Origin of the sequence: Citrobacter sp. 21OH12SH02A-Citro (genome assembly GCF_027919895.1) — a bacterium.
GTDB lineage: Bacteria > Pseudomonadota > Gammaproteobacteria > Enterobacterales > Enterobacteriaceae > Citrobacter > Citrobacter braakii.
Genome location: NZ_CP114801.1, coordinates 440,555 through 458,372 on the forward strand (window position 1 = coordinate 440,555; position 17,818 = coordinate 458,372).

Consider the following 17,818-nt stretch of genomic DNA (forward strand, 5'->3'; position numbering starts at 1 on the left):
TTTATTAAACCATGAAAAATAGAGGGAAATAATTTAGGCGCAGTTTCAGCGCCCAAATTATTACAGGAAGAACGGACTTGGCTGGAATAGTCGCTCGACGTCGGTAATAAACTTTTTATCTGTCAGGAACATAATTACGTGATCGCCCTGTTCAATACGCAGGTTATCATTGGCAATCATCACATCGTTACCACGCACAACGGCGCCAATAATGGTTCCTGGTGGAAGTTTAATTTCATCAATTGAGCGACCCACAACCCGTGACGTTGTTTCATCACCGTGTGCAACGGCTTCAATGGCTTCCGCGACGCCACGGCGCAGTGAAGATACACCAACAATATCCGCTTTACGCACATGACTGAGCAGCGCAGAGATGGTTGCCTGCTGCGGTGAAATCGCAATATCGATCACGCTGCCTTGCACCAGATCGACGTATGCTCTGCGTTGGATCAACACCATCACTTTCTTGGCGCCCATCCGTTTGGCAAGCATCGCCGACATGATATTCGCTTCATCATCGTTGGTTACCGCAATGAACAGATCAACCTGATCGATATGTTCTTCCGCCAGCAGCTCTTGATCCGAGGCATCACCAAAAAAGACGATCGTATTTTGCAGTTTCTCTGCAAGCTCGGATGCGCGCTGTTGATTACGTTCAATCAGTTTGACGCTGTAATCTTTTTCTAGTCGCCGTGCCAGCCCCGCGCCAATATTCCCACCGCCCACTAACATAATGCGTTTGTAAGGCTTTTCCAGACGCTGTAATTCGCTCATTACGGCGCGAATATGCTGCGAGGCCGCGATGAAGAAAACTTCATCACCCGCTTCAACAATGGTAGAACCTTGCGGACGGATCGGTCGGTCATGACGGAAAATCGCCGCAACGCGGGTATCGATGTGCGGCATATGCTCACGCATTGTCGACAGCGCATTACCAATCAGCGGCCCACCGTAATAGGCTTTCACCACGGCCAGGCTGACTTTTCCTTCGGCAAAATTCACTACCTGCAATGCGCCCGGATATTCAATCAGGCGATAAATGCTATCGATAACCAGTTGCTCAGGCGCAATCAGGTGATCGATAGGCACCGCATCAGATTGAAATAGCTTGTCCGCATCACGAACGTAATCCGGTGAACGAATACGAGCGATACGATTAGGCGTGTTAAACAGTGAATAAGCTACCTGGCAGGCAACCATATTTGTTTCATCTGAGCTGGTTACGGCAACCAGCATATCGGCATCGTCGGCACCGGCTTCACGTAGAACGCGGGGATGCGAACCATGCCCTTGCACGACACGGAGATCAAACTTGTCCTGTAGGCTACGTAGGCGCTCACCATTGGTATCGACTACCGTGATATCGTTGTTCTCTCCGACCAGGTTTTCAGCCAGCGTACCGCCAACTTGCCCTGCGCCCAGAATGATAATTTTCATCAGTCGCGACCCGTTATCTCATCACTTTTTGATTAGCTTAGCGTAAAAGAAGCCATCACCATCTTCCGCACTCGGTAAATTCTGACGTCCAGGTTTTTCCGGCGTACCGGTTACGCTTAATACCGCATCTGGCGTGCGAGCAAGGAAGGCGGCAATTTGCTGTTGGTTTTCTTCTGGCAGGATAGAGCAGGTTGCATAAACCAGCGTGCCGCCAGGTTTAAGATGTGGCCAGGTTGCATTCAGGATTTCAGCCTGCAACTGGGCAAGTTCAGCAATATCCCGGTCGCGACGCAGCCATTTGATATCCGGATGGCGACGGATCACTCCGGTGGCAGAACACGGAGCGTCCAGCAAAATACGGTCAAACTGTTGTTCACCGCACCACTGCTGTGGATAGCGGCCATCACCCTGTTTTACGGTTGCCTTCATACCCAGACGTTTTAGATTGTCGAAAACGCGCGATAAGCGTTTTTCATCAACATCGACAGCCATTACGTTAGCGTGCGGAGCAACTTCCAGAATGTGAGTGGTTTTGCCCCCCGGTGCACAGCATAGGTCGAGGATCTGTTCACCGTCCTCCGGCAACAGATAATTTATGCATCCTTGAGCGGAAGCATCCTGGACGGTTACCCAGCCTTCATCAAAACCAGGGAGGGCGTGCACAGGAGCTGGCGTTTCCAGACGCACTGCATCCGGGTAATCTGGATGCGGGAAACCGGTTAATCCCGCTTCGGTCAGCAGGTCCAGCCAGGCATCGCGCGTATGATGATTACGATTGACACGTAACCACATCGGCGGTCGCTGGTTATTGGCTTCAAGAATGGCTCCCCACTGCTGCGGATAAGCGGTCTTAATACGTTTCACCAGCCAGGAGGGGTGTAAGAAACGTAAATCGCTTTGAGAGAATTCAGCCAGCAGCTCTTCCTGACGGCGCTGAAACTGGCGCAGCACGCCGTTGATCAGCCCTTTAAGCTGCGGACGCTTAATAACGACCGCGCCTTCTACGGTCTCTGCCAAAGCAGCATGCGGTGGAATACGAGTATGCAGCAGTTGGTAGAAGCCCACCATGATCAGATAGTGAACGGTGCGCTGTTTGCCCGTCATTGGACGTTCCATCAACTGCTGGATCATCCACTCCAGTTGGGAGAGTGTACGCAACACGCCGAAGCAAAGCTCCTGCAACAGTGCTTTGTCTTTATCGGCAGCTTTTTGCTGCATGGCGGGCAGCACGTTGCTTAATGATTGTCCCTTTTCGACAACCTGTTCGACGGCCTGGGCCGCCATACTGCGTAAATTAAGATGTTTTTTCATAAGCGCAAAAATAAAAATGCCCGGAGATACCGGGCTTAACGAGATGAACCGTCATACCAGACGGTTACCGGGTACAAACCATTCCCGGCGCGAATTAAGCAGATCCTGCGCGCTCATGGCTTTTTTACCGGCAGGTTGCAAAGAGACGAGATTCAGGATGCCGTCGCCCGTTGCGACCTGGATACCCTGTTTTGTCGCCTCAAGAATAGTGCCTGGTGCGACCTGTGTGTTCGCTGTAATAACCGTAGCTTGCCAGACTTTCACTGGCTGGCCGTCGATTTCAAGCCAGCTCATTGGCCACGGGTTAAAGGCGCGGATGCAGCGTTCCAACTGAGCGGCTGAAAGCGACCAGTCGATACGGGCCTCTTCTTTGCTGAGTTTTTCTGCATGCGTAACCAGTGATTCATCTTGTACAACGGGTTTTATGGTGCCAGCCGCCAGCTGTTTTAGCGTTTCAATCAGCCCCTGAGGTCCTAAATCTGCCAGCTTATCGTATAACGAACCGCTGGTATCTTCTGCAGTTATCGGGCAGGACAGCTTAAGCAGCATATCACCGGTGTCGAGGCCAACATCCATCTGCATGATGGTCACACCAGTTTCGGCGTCGCCTGCCCACAGTGAGCGCTGGATTGGGGCTGCGCCACGCCAGCGTGGAAGCAGGGAACCGTGAACGTTGATACAACCCAGACGCGGCATTTCCAGTACGGCTTTTGGCAGTATCAGGCCATATGCTACCACTACCATCACGTCTGCGCGTAAATCAGCAACCAGCTGCTGGTTTTCCTGAGGACGAAGAGAGACGGGTTGGAAAACCGGTATCCCTTTTTCTTCCGCCAGCACTTTTACCGGGCTGGGCATCAGCTTTTTACCGCGTCCCGCCGGACGGTCCGGTTGGGTAAACACGCCAACGACGTTATGTCCAGAAGACAACAGCGCGTCGAGATGACGCGCTGCAAAGTCAGGTGTACCCGCAAAAATAATACGTAGTGAGTCTGACACGTTGATTCTTGTCCTTAAGCTCGGGCGTTCAGGCGGTCGAGTTTTTCAACTTTCTGACGAATGCGTTGTTGCTTCAACGGAGACAGATAATCGATAAACAGTTTACCGACCAGGTGATCCATTTCATGTTGAATGCAGATAGCCAGCAGGCCATCGGCTTCCAGTTCAAAAGATTTGCCGTTGCGATCGAGCGCACGAATTTTTACTTTCTCTGCGCGCGGTACTAACGCACGCTGTTCGGGAATAGACAGGCAGCCTTCTTCAATACCTGTTTCGCCGTCTTTTTCCAGCAGCTCTGGGTTAATGAGTACCAACTGCTCGTCGCGATTTTCAGAGACATCAATAACAATGATGCGCTGATGAATATCGACCTGAGTTGCTGCCAGACCGATACCTTCTTCGGCGTACATCGTTTCGAACATATCATCAACGATACGCTGAATTTCTGCATTCACTTCTTCGACCGGTTTTGCGACTTTGCGAAGGCGCTCGTCCGGAATATGTAACACTTGCAAAACTGACATAGTTATCCAGAGTTGTGTTCAGGAGTTGAAAAGATTATTACCTCTATTCTAGACAAAACCCCCTCTGATTGACAGCATCAGTGACCAATCGCAAAGATTGCCAGGACTGCTTGTGGCAGGGGAACAGGGATGACCAAAATCGAGATTTGGCTACGTTTAGCACAAGTGAATGAACTGTATGGTGATGAGATGGTGCGCGTTGCCCACTGGCTCAATACTCAGCCGTGTATTAACAACGTGGTACTTCATCATGCTGGACTCTCTCCCCGCCAGGCCCGGCGCTTTTTAACCTTTCCAGATCAGACGCTGGAAAAAACGCTGCGCTGGCTTGAACAGCTCAACCATCATTTTGTGGTTGCCGACAGCGAGCATTATCCGGCACAGCTCCGTGCAATTGAGGATTATCCTGGGGTGCTTTTTGTTGCAGGAAATCCCATATGCCTTAGCTCGTTTCAGGTTGCCGTCGTCGGTAGCCGACAGCACTCCTGGTATGGCGAACGCTGGGGGCGGCTGTTTTGTGAAAAGCTTGCAGCATGCGGCGTGACGATCACCAGCGGCCTGGCCCGGGGGATTGATGGTGTGGCGCACAATGCTGCGATAAACCGAGAGGGCACGAGTATTGCGGTGCTGGGAAATGGGCTTGAGACCATTCATCCACGACAGCATGTCCGTCTGGCTAAACGACTGATTGAGGCTGGAGGCGCACTGGTGTCTGAGTTCCCATTAGATACGCTTCCTTTGCCGCGCAATTTTCCCCGACGAAATCGCATTATTAGTGGTCTAAGTAAAGGAGTCCTGGTTGTAGAAGCTGCTCAGCGTAGCGGGTCACTGGTCACTGCGCGTTGCGCACTGGAACAAGGGCGGGAGGTTTTTGCGTTGCCTGGACCGATTGGGAGTCCGGGAAGTGAAGGTCCACATTGGCTTATTCAGCAGGGAGCCACGCTTGTGACGGCCCCAGAAGAAATTCTGGAAAATTTGCAATATGGGCTGCAATGGTTGCCAGATGAACCTGAAAAATCAATTTATTCGCCAGATCACGAAGAGGTGGCATTGCCATTTCCGGAGCTCCTGGCTAACGTAGGAGATGAGGTAACACCTGTTGACGTCGTCGCTGAACGTGCCGGCCAACCTGTGCCAGAGGTAGTGGCTCAACTGCTCGAACTGGAGTTAGCAGGATGGATCGCAGCTGTACCCGGCGGCTATGTCCGATTGAGGAGGGCATGCCATGTTCGACGTACTAATGTATTTGTTTGAGACATATATCCATAACGAAGCTGAGCTGCGTGTGGATCAGGACAAACTGGAACGGGATCTTACCGACGCTGGTTTTGATCGTGAAGACATCTACAACGCGTTACTTTGGCTGGAAAAGCTTGCTGATTATCAGGATGGTCTTGCCGAACCTATGCAGCTGGCATCTGATCCTCTTTCTATACGTATTTATACCGCAGAAGAGTGCGATCGACTGGATGCAAGCTGTAGAGGGTTCCTGCTATTCCTGGAACAGATTCAGGTGCTAAACCTCGAAACACGAGAAATGGTCATTGAGCGCGTACTCGCGCTGGATACGGCAGAGTTCGATCTGGAAGACCTGAAGTGGGTGATCCTGATGGTGCTTTTCAATATTCCAGGTTGTGAAAATGCCTATCAGCAAATGGAAGAATTACTCTTTGAAGTGAATGAAGGTATGCTGCATTAATCAATCTTCATTCAGTATGAGTTGTTATGGCTAAATCAGCACTGTTTACGGTGCGTAAAAACGAGCCCTGCCCACAATGCGGGGCTGAACTGGTTATTCGTTCCGGGAAGCACGGTCCGTTTCTCGGTTGTTCACACTATCCAGAATGCGATTACATCCGTCCGTTGAAATCTTCCGCGGACGGACATATTGTCAAAGTTCTGGAGGGTAAGCTTTGTCCTGCATGTGGCGCCGAGCTGGTGCTGAGACAGGGAAGATTCGGGATGTTTATTGGATGCAGCGATTATCCAACGTGTGAACACACCGAACTTATCGACAAGCCAGATGAAACAGCAATAGTCTGTCCTCAATGCCAGACTGGCCACCTGGTCCAGCGGCGTTCCCGTTATGGCAAAACATTTTACTCCTGCGATCGCTATCCGGAGTGCCAGTTTGTCATTAACTTCAAACCGTTAGCCGGAGAGTGTCCTGAGTGCCATTATCCGCTACTCATCGAAAAGAAAACCGCGCAGGGTGTGAAGCATTTCTGTGCCAGTAAACAATGTGGAAAGCCGTTCTCGGCGGAATAAAAAAGTGAATAATAACCTGCCCACAGGCCCTATCGCTGCTGCGATAGCGGTTCTGAAACAAGAAAAAGTCATCGCCTATCCAACAGAAGCTGTATTTGGTGTCGGCTGCGATCCCGACAGCGAAACGGCTGTTACCCGTCTGTTGGAGCTAAAACAACGCCCAGTCGATAAAGGCTTAATTTTGATTGCGGCTAATTTTGACCAGCTTAAGCCCTATATTGACGATAGCACGCTTACAGATGCTCAACGTGAGGCCGTGTTCGCTCGCTGGCCTGGTCCTGTCACCTTCGTTTTCCCTGCGCCCGCGACTACGCCTCGTTGGTTGACCGGTCGTTTTGACTCGCTGGCCGTGCGAGTCACCGATCATCCGCTGGTGGTTGCATTGTGCCAGGCTTATGGCAAACCGTTAGTCTCCACCAGTGCTAATTTGAGTGGCTTTCCGCCTTGCAGAACGGTAGAGGAAGTCCGCGCGCAGTTTGGTACAGACTTTCCCGTAGTTGAAGGGGAGACCGGAGGGCGTTTGAATCCTTCGGAGATCCGTGATGCTCTGACCGGTGAACAGTTTCGACAGGGGTAATATGAAAGAAGCCTATGCTGTTTTTGGTAATCCGATAGCGCACAGTAAATCGCCCTTTATTCATCAGCAATTTGCAGAGCAGTTGAAAATTGATCATTCCTATGGACGTGTACTGGCACCTATCAATGATTTTGTGAATACGCTGAATGCCTTTTTTGCTGAGGGCGGGAAGGGGGCAAATGTCACTGTGCCTTTTAAGGAAGAGGCGTTTGCGCGTGCCGATGAATTAACGGAGCGGGCATCGCTTGCTGGAGCGGTCAACACTCTTAAACGACTTGAGGATGGGCGTTTACTGGGAGATAACACGGATGGTATCGGCTTATTAAGCGATCTTGAACGTTTATCTTTCATTCGCCCCGGATCGCGAGTTCTGTTGATTGGTGCCGGTGGCGCATCCCGTGGGGTTTTATTACCTCTTCTTTCTCTGGATTGTGCGGTAACCATCGTTAACCGTACTGCTTCGCGCGCAGAAGAACTGGCACAAATCTTCTCCCATACCGGCAGCGTGCAGGCGGTGGGTATGGACGAGCTTGATAATTACAGTTTTGATTTAATTATTAATGCGACATCCAGCGGAATTAGCGGTGAGGTACCAGCCATTCCGACATCGCTTATTCACTCATCTGTCTATTGCTATGACATGTTTTATCAGCAAGGGAATACACCGTTCCTTTCCTGGTGTGCTGAACATGGGGCGAAACAGTATGCCGATGGTCTGGGGATGCTGGTGGGACAAGCAGCGCACGCCGTTTTACTCTGGCATGGTGTATTGCCACAGATTGAGCCCGTCATCAAAAGCATGCAACAGGAAATGTCGGCATGAATCAGGCGATCCAGTTTCCCGATCGAGAAGAATGGCGGACGGATATTAGCGCCGTTGTTTTCCCGGCGTTGGTCCATGGTATGCAGTTAACATGTGCTATATCAGGAGAAACGTTGGCGTCCCGCTTTGGCGGTTGCACGCCTGAACAATGCCTGGAAACCTTTCAACAGCATCGCTGGGACCTGGAAGAAGAGGCCGAAGCATTGATCCAGGACCAGCAGGAAGACTCTCAGGGTTGGGTTTGGTTACTCTGATTTAAATACTCATCTTTCCATTTAACGTAGTTGTTAGCAGAGTATTTTAAGCCTGCTTTCTCTTCGTCACTTAATGGCCGGATCTGTTTAACCGGACTACCCAGGTACAGATATCCACTCTCCAGGCGTTTGTTTTGCGGCACCAGGCTTCCTGCCCCAATCATAACGTCGTCTTCTACCACTACGCCGTCCAGTAAAATTGATCCCATACCGACCAATACGCGGTTGCCAACGATGCAGCCGTGTAGCATGACTTTATGACCGACCGTCACATCCTCACCCACGATCAATGGATTACCTTGCGGATTAGATGTGGATTTATGTGTGACATGGAGAACGCTGCCGTCCTGAATGTTTGTACGGGCGCCGATTTGTACATAGTTGACGTCGCCACGAATCGCAACCAACGGCCAAATCCCGACGTCATCAGCCAAACGAGTATCACCAATGACGACGCTACTGGTGTCGATCATCACGCGTTTTCCGATCTGTGGGAAAAGATCCTTATAAGGACGTAATACATCAGACATGTTTACCTCAATGAAAATAGAGCAGTAATGAAGACTTTGGTTGGATTATTGAGACTGTGCAAGTGATTTAGCTATCAAAAATCAGCCAAATTGCGCAGGAATATAGCGAAAGGGGTGAAAAACAAGCACTCAGCAAAAAAGATCCAAAAAATACTTGTGCTAAAAAATGGGATCCCTATAATGCGCCTCCATCGACACGGCGGATGTGAATCACTTCACGCAAACAGCCGGTTCGGTTGAAGAGAAAAACCTGAAAATGAGGGTTGACTCTGAAAGAGGAAAGCGTAATATACGCCACCTCGCGACAGAGCGCTAAAGCGCGTCGCACCTGCTCTTTAACAATTTATCAGACAATCTGTGTGGGCACTCGAAGATACGGATTCTTAACGTCGCAAGACGAAAAATGAATACCAAGTCTCTGAGTGAACACGTAATTCATTACGAAGTTTAATTCACGAGCATCAAACTTAAATTGAAGAGTTTGATCATGGCTCAGATTGAACGCTGGCGGCAGGCCTAACACATGCAAGTCGAACGGTAGCACAGAGGAGCTTGCTCCTTGGGTGACGAGTGGCGGACGGGTGAGTAATGTCTGGGAAACTGCCCGATGGAGGGGGATAACTACTGGAAACGGTAGCTAATACCGCATAACGTCGCAAGACCAAAGAGGGGGACCTTCGGGCCTCTTGCCATCGGATGTGCCCAGATGGGATTAGCTAGTAGGTGGGGTAACGGCTCACCTAGGTGACGATCCCTAGCTGGTCTGAGAGGATGACCAGCCACACTGGAACTGAGACACGGTCCAGACTCCTACGGGAGGCAGCAGTGGGGAATATTGCACAATGGGCGCAAGCCTGATGCAGCCATGCCGCGTGTATGAAGAAGGCCTTCGGGTTGTAAAGTACTTTCAGCGAGGAGGAAGGCATTGTGGTTAATAACCGCAGTGATTGACGTTACTCGCAGAAGAAGCACCGGCTAACTCCGTGCCAGCAGCCGCGGTAATACGGAGGGTGCAAGCGTTAATCGGAATTACTGGGCGTAAAGCGCACGCAGGCGGTCTGTCAAGTCGGATGTGAAATCCCCGGGCTCAACCTGGGAACTGCATCCGAAACTGGCAGGCTAGAGTCTTGTAGAGGGGGGTAGAATTCCAGGTGTAGCGGTGAAATGCGTAGAGATCTGGAGGAATACCGGTGGCGAAGGCGGCCCCCTGGACAAAGACTGACGCTCAGGTGCGAAAGCGTGGGGAGCAAACAGGATTAGATACCCTGGTAGTCCACGCCGTAAACGATGTCGACTTGGAGGTTGTGCCCTTGAGGCGTGGCTTCCGGAGCTAACGCGTTAAGTCGACCGCCTGGGGAGTACGGCCGCAAGGTTAAAACTCAAATGAATTGACGGGGGCCCGCACAAGCGGTGGAGCATGTGGTTTAATTCGATGCAACGCGAAGAACCTTACCTACTCTTGACATCCAGAGAACTTAGCAGAGATGCTTTGGTGCCTTCGGGAACTCTGAGACAGGTGCTGCATGGCTGTCGTCAGCTCGTGTTGTGAAATGTTGGGTTAAGTCCCGCAACGAGCGCAACCCTTATCCTTTGTTGCCAGCGGTTCGGCCGGGAACTCAAAGGAGACTGCCAGTGATAAACTGGAGGAAGGTGGGGATGACGTCAAGTCATCATGGCCCTTACGAGTAGGGCTACACACGTGCTACAATGGCATATACAAAGAGAAGCGACCTCGCGAGAGCAAGCGGACCTCATAAAGTATGTCGTAGTCCGGATTGGAGTCTGCAACTCGACTCCATGAAGTCGGAATCGCTAGTAATCGTGGATCAGAATGCCACGGTGAATACGTTCCCGGGCCTTGTACACACCGCCCGTCACACCATGGGAGTGGGTTGCAAAAGAAGTAGGTAGCTTAACCTTCGGGAGGGCGCTTACCACTTTGTGATTCATGACTGGGGTGAAGTCGTAACAAGGTAACCGTAGGGGAACCTGCGGTTGGATCACCTCCTTACCTTAAAGAAACGTTCTTTGTAGTGCTCACACAGATTGTCTGATGAAAATTAGCAGTAAGAAAATCTCTGCAGGCTTGTAGCTCAGGTGGTTAGAGCGCACCCCTGATAAGGGTGAGGTCGGTGGTTCAAGTCCACTCAGGCCTACCAAATTTCTGCTGATGCTGCGTTGCGGCGACGCTCACATACTTCAGTATGCTTCGCGTCACCACGTCTTGCCTCAACAGAAATTAAGGTTAAACGAGATTTAACTACGATGGGGCTATAGCTCAGCTGGGAGAGCGCCTGCCTTGCACGCAGGAGGTCTGCGGTTCGATCCCGCATAGCTCCACCATCCTTTACTGCAAAAAAACAAGAAAACTTCAGAGTGTACCTGAAAAGGTTCACTGCGAAGTTTTGCTCTTTAAAAATCTGGATCAAGCTGAAAATTGAAACGACACACTGTTTCATTTCTCCGTAATAAGAAATGAAAAGCGGTGTGTTCGAGTCTCTCAAATTTTCGCAACACTGAAGTGTTTTACGAAACATCTTCGGGTTGTGAGGTTAAGCGACTAAGCGTACACGGTGGATGCCCTGGCAGTCAGAGGCGATGAAGGACGTGCTAATCTGCGATAAGCGTCGGTAAGGTGATATGAACCGTTATAACCGGCGATTTCCGAATGGGGAAACCCAGTGTGATTCGTCACACTATCATTACGTGAATACATAGCGTAATGAAGCGAACCGGGGGAACTGAAACATCTAAGTACCCCGAGGAAAAGAAATCAACCGAGATTCCCCCAGTAGCGGCGAGCGAACGGGGAGCAGCCCAGAGTCTGAATCAGCATGTGTGGTAGTGGAACGGTCTGGAAAGTCCGACGGTACAGGGTGATAGTCCCGTACACAAAAGTGCATGTGTTGTGAACTCGAAGAGTAGGGCGGGACACGTGGTATCCTGTCTGAATATGGGGGGACCATCCTCCAAGGCTAAATACTCCTGACTGACCGATAGTGAACCAGTACCGTGAGGGAAAGGCGAAAAGAACCCCGGCGAGGGGAGTGAAAAAGAACCTGAAACCGTGTACGTACAAGCAGTGGGAGCCTCTTTATGGGGTGACTGCGTACCTTTTGTATAATGGGTCAGCGACTTATATTCTGTAGCAAGGTTAACCGAATAGGGGAGCCGAAGGGAAACCGAGTCTTAACTGGGCGTTAAGTTGCAGGGTATAGACCCGAAACCCGGTGATCTAGCCATGGGCAGGTTGAAGGTTGGGTAACACTAACTGGAGGACCGAACCGACTAATGTTGAAAAATTAGCGGATGACTTGTGGCTGGGGGTGAAAGGCCAATCAAACCGGGAGATAGCTGGTTCTCCCCGAAAGCTATTTAGGTAGCGCCTCGTGAACTCATCTTCGGGGGTAGAGCACTGTTTCGGCTAGGGGGTCATCCCGACTTACCAACCCGATGCAAACTGCGAATACCGAAGAATGTTATCACGGGAGACACACGGCGGGTGCTAACGTCCGTCGTGAAGAGGGAAACAACCCAGACCGCCAGCTAAGGTCCCAAAGTCATGGTTAAGTGGGAAACGATGTGGGAAGGCACAGACAGCCAGGATGTTGGCTTAGAAGCAGCCATCATTTAAAGAAAGCGTAATAGCTCACTGGTCGAGTCGGCCTGCGCGGAAGATGTAACGGGGCTAAACCATGCACCGAAGCTGCGGCAGCGACACTATGTGTTGTTGGGTAGGGGAGCGTTCTGTAAGCCGTTGAAGGTGTGCTGTGAGGCATGCTGGAGGTATCAGAAGTGCGAATGCTGACATAAGTAACGATAATGCGGGTGAAAAACCCGCACGCCGGAAGACCAAGGGTTCCTGTCCAACGTTAATCGGGGCAGGGTGAGTCGACCCCTAAGGCGAGGCCGAAAGGCGTAGTCGATGGGAAACAGGTTAATATTCCTGTACTTGGTGTTACTGCGAGGGGGGGACGGAGAAGGCTATGTTAGCCGGGCGACGGTTGTCCCGGTTTAAGCATGTAGGCGGAGATTCCAGGTAAATCCGGAGTCTTGTTAACGCTGAGGTGTGATGACGAGGCACTACGGTGCTGAAGTAACAAATGCCCTGCTTCCAGGAAAAGCCTCTAAGCATCAGGTAACACAAAATCGTACCCCAAACCGACACAGGTGGTCAGGTAGAGAATACCAAGGCGCTTGAGAGAACTCGGGTGAAGGAACTAGGCAAAATGGTGCCGTAACTTCGGGAGAAGGCACGCTGATATGTAGGTGAAGTGATTTACTCATGGAGCTGAAATCAGTCGAAGATACCAGCTGGCTGCAACTGTTTATTAAAAACACAGCACTGTGCAAACACGAAAGTGGACGTATACGGTGTGACGCCTGCCCGGTGCCGGAAGGTTAATTGATGGGGTTATCCGTAAGGAGAAGCTCTTGATCGAAGCCCCGGTAAACGGCGGCCGTAACTATAACGGTCCTAAGGTAGCGAAATTCCTTGTCGGGTAAGTTCCGACCTGCACGAATGGCGTAATGATGGCCAGGCTGTCTCCACCCGAGACTCAGTGAAATTGAACTCGCTGTGAAGATGCAGTGTACCCGCGGCAAGACGGAAAGACCCCGTGAACCTTTACTATAGCTTGACACTGAACACTGGTCCTTGATGTGTAGGATAGGTGGGAGGCTTTGAAGTGTGGACGCCAGTCTGCATGGAGCCAACCTTGAAATACCACCCTTTAATGGCTGGTGTTCTAACGTAGACCCGTGATCCGGGTTGCGGACAGTGTCTGGTGGGTAGTTTGACTGGGGCGGTCTCCTCCTAAAGAGTAACGGAGGAGCACGAAGGTTAGCTAATCCTGGTCGGACATCAGGAGGTTAGTGCAAAGGCATAAGCTAGCTTGACTGCGAGAGTGACGGCTCGAGCAGGTGCGAAAGCAGGTCTTAGTGATCCGGTGGTTCTGAATGGAAGGGCCATCGCTCAACGGATAAAAGGTACTCCGGGGATAACAGGCTGATACCGCCCAAGAGTTCATATCGACGGCGGTGTTTGGCACCTCGATGTCGGCTCATCACATCCTGGGGCTGAAGTAGGTCCCAAGGGTATGGCTGTTCGCCATTTAAAGTGGTACGCGAGCTGGGTTTAGAACGTCGTGAGACAGTTCGGTCCCTATCTGCCGTGGGCGCTGGAGAATTGAGGGGGGCTGCTCCTAGTACGAGAGGACCGGAGTGGACGCATCACTGGTGTTCGGGTTGTCATGCCAATGGCATTGCCCGGTAGCTAAATGCGGAAGAGATAAGTGCTGAAAGCATCTAAGCACGAAACTTGCCCCGAGATGAGTTCTCCCTGACCCTTTAAGGGTCCTGAAGGAACGTTGAAGACGACGACGTTGATAGGTCGGGTGTGTAAGCGTAGCGATACGTTGAGCTAACCGATACTAATGAACCGTGAGGCTTAACCTTACAACGCCGAAGGTGTTTTGGCGAAGAGACACGAAATTCAGCTTGATTACAGATTACATCGACAGACCTGAGAGGTGTGTTGATAGACAGAATTTGCCTGGCGGCTGTAGCGCGGTGGTCCCACCTGACCCCATGCCGAACTCAGAAGTGAAACGCCGTAGCGCCGATGGTAGTGTGGGGTCTCCCCATGCGAGAGTAGGGAACTGCCAGGCATCAAATTTAGTGTGCTGATATGGCTCAGTTGGTAGAGCGCACCCTTGGTAAGGGTGAGGTCCCCAGTTCGACTCTGGGTATCAGCACCAGTTTTTCGGTTAAAGTTTGGCACTTAGAAAAGAATTTGTCTGGCGGCTGTAGCGCGGTGGTCCCACCTGACCCCATGCCGAACTCAGAAGTGAAACGCCGTAGCGCCGATGGTAGTGTGGGGTCTCCCCATGCGAGAGTAGGGAACTGCCAGACATCAAATAAAAACAAAAGGCCTAGTCGAAAGACTGGGCCTTTTGTTTTATCTGTTAAACGCCGGGTTGTATCCGGCGCATGGCTTTAATGGATAACCTGCGACAAAAACGCACGAGTGCGTTCAGATTTGGGGTGAGCAAAAAACTCATCCGGTGCTGCCTGTTCAACAATCTCGCCAAGATCCATAAAGATCACCCGGTCGGCCACTGTGCGGGCAAAGCCCATTTCATGGGTAACACACAGCATGGTCATGCCTGATTGTGCCAGACCTATCATGGTATCAAGCACTTCTTTTACCATTTCAGGATCCAACGCTGATGTGGGTTCATCGAATAACATAATTTTAGGTTTCATGCACAGCGAGCGTGCAATGGCCACGCGCTGTTGCTGCCCACCAGAGATTTGCCCAGGATATTTATGCGCATGTTCAGCAATGCGAACTCGCTCAAGGTAGTGCATTGCCAGAGCTTCAGCCTCTTTTTTTGGCATCTTTTGCACCCAGATCGGTGCCAGCGTGCAGTTTTGCAGGACCGTCAAATGAGGAAAGAGATTAAAGTGCTGAAAAACCATGCCAACTTCTTGTCTGACGCGCTCAATATTGCGGATATCTTCATTGAGTTCGATCCCATCCACCACAATACGTCCTTGCTGATGCTCTTCAAGATGGTTGATACAGCGGATAGTTGTCGATTTACCCGAACCGGAAGGTCCGCATAATACGATGCGTTCTCCCTGCTTTACCTTCAGGTTGATGTTTTTCAGGACGTGAAACTGTCCGTACCATTTGTTGACGTTTTCCAGCGTAATCATCGCGTCGGTAGACGGCATTAATAATTGGCTCATAAATTCCTCAGTGCGGTGTACGCCCGGTGTTAAAACGTTTTTCCAGATGTTGGCTGTAACGCGACATGCTAAAACAGAAGATCCAGTAAATCAGTGCAGCGAAAACATATCCTTCCGTCGACATACCCAACCATGCAGGGTCCACAGTTGCCTGCTGCACGCTACTGAAGAGATCAAACAGGCCGATGATGATGACCAGACTGGTATCCTTAAACAGGGCGATAATCGTGTTAACCAGACCCGGAATAACCAGCTTGAGGGCTTGCGGAAGAATGACCAGCCCTTGCGTTTTCCAGTACCCTAACGCCAGTGATTCAGCGGCTTCATACTGACCTTTTGGTAGGGCCTGTAACCCTCCGCGAACCACTTCTGCGACATACGCCGACTGGAAAAGAATCACGCCGACCAGCGCCCGGATAAGTTTGTCGATACTGGTCCCTTCGGACATAAACAGAGGAAGCATGACCGAGGACATAAAAAGGACGGTAATCAACGGCACACCGCGCCAGAACTCAATGAAAATGACGGATAAAATCCGCACGACTGGCATATGAGACCGGCGTCCAAGCGCCAGTAAAATACCCCACGGAAGCGCGCCCGCAATCCCCACGGATGCAATGATAAGCGTCAGTGTTAATCCGCCCCACTGTCGGGTTTCTACGCGCTCAAGTCCGAAAAAACCACCGTACATCAACCACCAGACCACCACGGGATAAACGACGGCCCAGACGGCGATATAGCGGCCACGGTGGGGAATAGATTTCCAGAACATAGGGACGATAGAGGCCAGGCCAATGATCAGGGCCAGATTTACGCGCCAGCGCTGATCGTGGGGATAAAGTCCATACATGAATTGCCCAAAGCGTTCATGAATGAACACCCAGCAAGCCCCAGCTTTGGTGCAGTCTGCGCGGGTTGAACCGACCCAGTTGGCCTGAAAGAATACCCAGTTCAGCAGTGGCGGAAGAAATGACCAAATCAGCCAAACGCACAGCAGCGTGAGCAGGCTATTTGACCAACTGGAGAACAGGTTTTTACGCATCCAGAGTAGACTGCGGCTTGCCGGGTTACTATTCTGACGCGAGGGGTGAGACAGCAGTGCTTTTGTCATCATGGCTCCTTAGCGCTCAATCAGTGCAATACGGCGGTTATAAATATTCATCAGCAGAGAAATGCTCAGGCTGATGATCAGGTACACCGACATCGTGATAGCAATAGTTTCAATGGCTTGCCCTGTTTGATTGAGTACCGTGCCGGCAAACAGTGAAACCATATCCGGGTAGCCAATAGCGGCCGCAAGTGAGGAGTTTTTGACGATATTCAGATACTGGCTGGTTAATGGGGGAATGATGACGCGTAGCGCCTGTGGGATGATCACCTGGCGCAGTGTCACCGGATTTGGTAGACCCAACGAGCGTGCTGCTTCATGTTGGCCATAAGGAACGGCCTGGATTCCCGCTCGAATAATTTCTGCAATAAACGCCGAGGTATACACTGAAAGCGCCAGCGTCAGGGCAGCCAGTTCGGGAATAAGCACCATACCGCCACGGAAGTTAAAACCGCGAAGGGCGGGGATATCCCAGTGAAGCGCTGCGCCAAACAGCCACTGTGAGATCATCGGTAAAAGCACGATCAGCGCCAGAGCCGTGGACCAGGTCCGGCGTAGCTGACCGGTTTTAGTCTGGTGCATTCTGTTGTAGCGAAATAGCCCGATAGTGACGACGATAGCGATAATTACAGCGCCGCAAAAGGCAAAAAATCCTTCTCCTATTTGCGGTGCCGGAATATAGAGTCCCCGGTTACTCAGAAACATCAAGTCCAGCGCGTTAACGGCCTGACGTGGGCCGGGCAGGTTACGTAATACGGCGAAATACCAAAAGAAGATCTGCAGCAGCGGCGGTATATTGCGGAACGTTTCGATGTAGATCGTCGAGAGCTTTCGTAATAACCAGTTATCTGACAGGCGTGCCAGTCCGAGAAAGAAACCGAGAATTGATGCAAAAACAATGCACAGTGCAGAAACCAATAGCGTATTGAGCAGGCCAACGATAAAAACACGGCCATACGTATCGCCTTGCTCGTAATCGATCAGATGCTGGACAATACCAAATCCGGCGCTGCGATCGAGAAAAGAGAATCCCGAGGTAATACCGCTATTATTCAGGTTATTTATCGTGTTATGGATGAGATAGACCGCAATGCTGATGACTGCAATGACGGCAAGTATTTGAAATAACCAGGCGCGGACCGCAGGGTTAGAAAAGGATAACGATCCTTTTACGATTGAGCGGCGATGGAACATAAGAAAACCTCGGTAACTATGACTCTGGACTGAGCGC

The 17,818-nt window shown here is 51.0% G+C and carries 14 protein-coding genes, 3 tRNA genes and 4 rRNA genes; 13 read left to right on the plus strand and 8 right to left on the minus strand.

The window, feature by feature from the left end; all coding sequences use genetic code 11:
• Positions 1 to 60: 60 nt before the first annotated feature.
• Genes trkA through def form a run of 4 tightly spaced genes read right to left on the minus strand, consistent with a single transcriptional unit; the run spans position 61 to position 4,271 of the window.
• A complete protein-coding gene (gene trkA, locus O6D90_RS02185) occupies positions 61 to 1,437 on the minus strand; it encodes a Trk system potassium transporter TrkA (RefSeq protein ID WP_003031153.1) in 1,377 nt (458 codons plus the stop codon).
• Between the two features lie 21 nt (positions 1,438 to 1,458).
• Positions 1,459 to 2,748: a 16S rRNA (cytosine(967)-C(5))-methyltransferase RsmB gene (gene rsmB / locus O6D90_RS02190; RefSeq protein WP_271143244.1), complete on the minus strand. Its 1,290-nt coding sequence runs from the start codon at positions 2,746 to 2,748 to the stop codon at positions 1,459 to 1,461.
• A gap of 51 nt (positions 2,749 to 2,799) precedes the next feature.
• Positions 2,800 to 3,747, minus strand: coding sequence for a methionyl-tRNA formyltransferase (gene fmt, locus O6D90_RS02195; RefSeq protein WP_016157603.1), 948 nt, complete (start codon positions 3,745 to 3,747; stop codon positions 2,800 to 2,802).
• 14 nt (positions 3,748 to 3,761) lie between these two features.
• Positions 3,762 to 4,271, minus strand: coding sequence for a peptide deformylase (def, locus tag O6D90_RS02200; protein WP_003031159.1), 510 nt, complete (start codon positions 4,269 to 4,271; stop codon positions 3,762 to 3,764).
• 129 nt (positions 4,272 to 4,400) lie between these two features.
• Here def and dprA point away from each other — a divergent pair, with 129 nt between their 5' ends.
• Genes dprA through O6D90_RS02230 form a run of 6 tightly spaced genes read left to right on the plus strand, consistent with a single transcriptional unit; the run spans position 4,401 to position 8,193 of the window.
• Positions 4,401 to 5,525 (plus strand): DNA-protecting protein DprA, encoded by a 1,125-nt coding sequence (gene dprA / locus O6D90_RS02205; RefSeq protein WP_016157602.1) that lies wholly within the window; start codon positions 4,401 to 4,403, stop codon positions 5,523 to 5,525.
• Entirely contained in the window at positions 5,497 to 5,970 is a 474-nt protein-coding gene (gene smg / locus O6D90_RS02210; RefSeq protein ID WP_003031162.1) for a DUF494 family protein Smg, read from the plus strand. The genes dprA and smg overlap by 29 nt, the downstream gene beginning before the upstream one ends.
• 26 nt (positions 5,971 to 5,996) lie before the next feature.
• Complete coding sequence (locus O6D90_RS02215) at positions 5,997 to 6,539, plus strand: DNA topoisomerase family protein (RefSeq protein ID WP_016154737.1); 543 nt, start codon at positions 5,997 to 5,999, stop codon at positions 6,537 to 6,539.
• 4 nt (positions 6,540 to 6,543) lie between these two features.
• Positions 6,544 to 7,116, plus strand: coding sequence for an L-threonylcarbamoyladenylate synthase type 1 TsaC (gene tsaC / locus O6D90_RS02220; RefSeq protein ID WP_016157601.1), 573 nt, complete (start codon positions 6,544 to 6,546; stop codon positions 7,114 to 7,116).
• A 1-nt stretch (position 7,117) separates the two neighbouring features.
• Positions 7,118 to 7,939 carry a shikimate dehydrogenase gene (gene aroE / locus O6D90_RS02225; RefSeq protein WP_016154735.1) on the plus strand — a complete coding sequence of 274 codons (822 nt, stop codon included), beginning with the start codon at positions 7,118 to 7,120 and terminating at the stop codon, positions 7,937 to 7,939.
• On the plus strand, positions 7,936 to 8,193 hold the full coding sequence (locus O6D90_RS02230; protein ID WP_016154734.1) for a DUF1488 domain-containing protein: 258 nt from the start codon (positions 7,936 to 7,938) through the stop codon (positions 8,191 to 8,193). Before aroE ends, O6D90_RS02230 begins: the two co-directional genes overlap by 4 nt.
• On the opposite strand, the gene O6D90_RS02235 is transcribed toward O6D90_RS02230, so the two are convergent.
• Positions 8,169 to 8,723, minus strand: coding sequence for a gamma carbonic anhydrase family protein (locus tag O6D90_RS02235; protein ID WP_016154733.1), 555 nt, complete (start codon positions 8,721 to 8,723; stop codon positions 8,169 to 8,171). The genes O6D90_RS02230 and O6D90_RS02235 overlap by 25 nt on opposite strands.
• 469 nt (positions 8,724 to 9,192) lie before the next feature.
• On the opposite strand from O6D90_RS02235, the gene O6D90_RS02240 reads away from it, so the two are divergent.
• The 7 genes from O6D90_RS02240 (at position 9,193) to rrf (O6D90_RS02270) (ending at position 14,636) form a co-directional block, all read left to right on the plus strand.
• A 16S ribosomal RNA gene (locus O6D90_RS02240) occupies positions 9,193 to 10,734 on the plus strand.
• Between the two features lie 71 nt (positions 10,735 to 10,805).
• A tRNA-Ile gene (locus O6D90_RS02245) sits at positions 10,806 to 10,882 on the plus strand.
• A gap of 108 nt (positions 10,883 to 10,990) precedes the next feature.
• Positions 10,991 to 11,066 (plus strand) — tRNA-Ala (locus O6D90_RS02250).
• 207 nt (positions 11,067 to 11,273) lie between these two features.
• A 23S ribosomal RNA gene (locus O6D90_RS02255) occupies positions 11,274 to 14,180 on the plus strand.
• A gap of 96 nt (positions 14,181 to 14,276) precedes the next feature.
• Positions 14,277 to 14,392: ribosomal RNA gene (gene rrf / locus O6D90_RS02260) — 5S ribosomal RNA — on the plus strand.
• Between the two features lie 14 nt (positions 14,393 to 14,406).
• Positions 14,407 to 14,482: transfer RNA gene (locus O6D90_RS02265), tRNA-Thr, on the plus strand.
• Between the two features lie 38 nt (positions 14,483 to 14,520).
• Positions 14,521 to 14,636, plus strand: a 5S ribosomal RNA gene (gene rrf / locus O6D90_RS02270).
• The 16S, 23S and 5S rRNA genes sit together here with 3 tRNA genes alongside, the layout of an rRNA operon.
• Before the next feature lie 84 nt (positions 14,637 to 14,720).
• Here the strand turns inward: rrf (O6D90_RS02270) and O6D90_RS02275 are convergent.
• From O6D90_RS02275 to O6D90_RS02285, 3 genes are read right to left on the minus strand one after another with little or no spacing between them, the layout of a single operon-like run.
• On the minus strand, positions 14,721 to 15,479 hold the full coding sequence (locus O6D90_RS02275) for an amino acid ABC transporter ATP-binding protein (protein ID WP_016154732.1): 759 nt from the start codon (positions 15,477 to 15,479) through the stop codon (positions 14,721 to 14,723).
• 7 nt (positions 15,480 to 15,486) lie between these two features.
• Entirely contained in the window at positions 15,487 to 16,590 is a 1,104-nt protein-coding gene (locus O6D90_RS02280; protein WP_016157600.1) for an amino acid ABC transporter permease, read from the minus strand.
• Positions 16,591 to 16,599: 9 nt separating this feature from the next.
• Complete coding sequence (locus O6D90_RS02285) at positions 16,600 to 17,781, minus strand: amino acid ABC transporter permease (RefSeq protein ID WP_016157599.1); 1,182 nt, start codon at positions 17,779 to 17,781, stop codon at positions 16,600 to 16,602.
• Between the last annotated feature and the right edge of the window lie 37 nt (positions 17,782 to 17,818).

Excerpts from the sequence above, each read along its gene's own strand:
- O6D90_RS02280 (WP_016157600.1), bottom strand. The coding sequence starts at position 16,590 with ATGACAAAAGCACTGCTGTCTCACCCCTCGCGTCAGAATAGTAACCCG.
- O6D90_RS02285 (WP_016157599.1), bottom strand. The coding sequence starts at position 17,781 with ATGTTCCATCGCCGCTCAATCGTAAAAGGATCGTTATCCTTTTCTAAC.
- def (WP_003031159.1), bottom strand. The coding sequence starts at position 4,271 with ATGTCAGTTTTGCAAGTGTTACATATTCCGGACGAGCGCCTTCGCAAA.
- dprA (WP_016157602.1), top strand. The coding sequence starts at position 4,401 with ATGACCAAAATCGAGATTTGGCTACGTTTAGCACAAGTGAATGAACTG.
- O6D90_RS02235 (WP_016154733.1), bottom strand. The coding sequence starts at position 8,723 with ATGTCTGATGTATTACGTCCTTATAAGGATCTTTTCCCACAGATCGGA.
- O6D90_RS02230 (WP_016154734.1), top strand. The coding sequence starts at position 7,936 with ATGAATCAGGCGATCCAGTTTCCCGATCGAGAAGAATGGCGGACGGAT.
- aroE (WP_016154735.1), top strand. The coding sequence starts at position 7,118 with ATGAAAGAAGCCTATGCTGTTTTTGGTAATCCGATAGCGCACAGTAAA.
- rsmB (WP_271143244.1), bottom strand. The coding sequence starts at position 2,748 with ATGAAAAAACATCTTAATTTACGCAGTATGGCGGCCCAGGCCGTCGAA.
- trkA (WP_003031153.1), bottom strand. The coding sequence starts at position 1,437 with ATGAAAATTATCATTCTGGGCGCAGGGCAAGTTGGCGGTACGCTGGCT.
- smg (WP_003031162.1), top strand. The coding sequence starts at position 5,497 with ATGTTCGACGTACTAATGTATTTGTTTGAGACATATATCCATAACGAA.
- O6D90_RS02275 (WP_016154732.1), bottom strand. The coding sequence starts at position 15,479 with ATGAGCCAATTATTAATGCCGTCTACCGACGCGATGATTACGCTGGAA.
- O6D90_RS02215 (WP_016154737.1), top strand. The coding sequence starts at position 5,997 with ATGGCTAAATCAGCACTGTTTACGGTGCGTAAAAACGAGCCCTGCCCA.